The sequence below is a fragment of the Streptomyces sp. DH12 genome, assembly GCF_020873895.1.
Lineage (GTDB): Bacteria > Actinomycetota > Actinomycetes > Streptomycetales > Streptomycetaceae > Streptomyces.
Genome location: NZ_JAHWGT010001614.1, coordinates 1 through 394, shown reverse-complemented (window position 1 = coordinate 394; position 394 = coordinate 1). Strand labels below are relative to the sequence as shown.

Annotated in this window: 1 pseudogene; it reads right to left on the bottom strand. The window is 72.1% G+C overall.

Annotation, left to right across the window (positions count from 1 at the left end):
- Positions 1-180: 180 nt before the first annotated feature.
- Positions 181-394 (bottom strand): annotated as a pseudogene (locus LPA54_RS41355) (hypothetical protein); the annotation flags it as partial.

Below are 394 nucleotides of genomic sequence, written 5' to 3'. Positions count from 1 at the left end.
CACGTACGTGCCCTCGTAGTGGATCTTCACGCCGCCGGTGGACGCAATGTATGCGAGGTCGTACCGGGGCGGGCGCGCACCCCAGGCGTCGCGAGTCACGAGTTTCATGGAGCCTCCCAGAGAGCAGAAACGCCCCGGCCGGGGCCCGGCCGGGGCGTGGTGAGTCGACGGGGTGGCGGGTTATGCGGGCTCGACCAGCACCCAGGCCACGGTCGAGGTGTCCGCCGCGCTGCTCGAGTCGACGGTGAAGCCGACGCCAGGATCGGCGGTGGCGGACAGGTGCCCGAGCGTGCCACCGGCCGCCTGCCGAAACACGGCCACACGGGTCGTCGCGGTGACGGACGTGTTGGCCACGGTCACGGTCCCGGCCGCCAGCGTGGCCACACCCATGCGG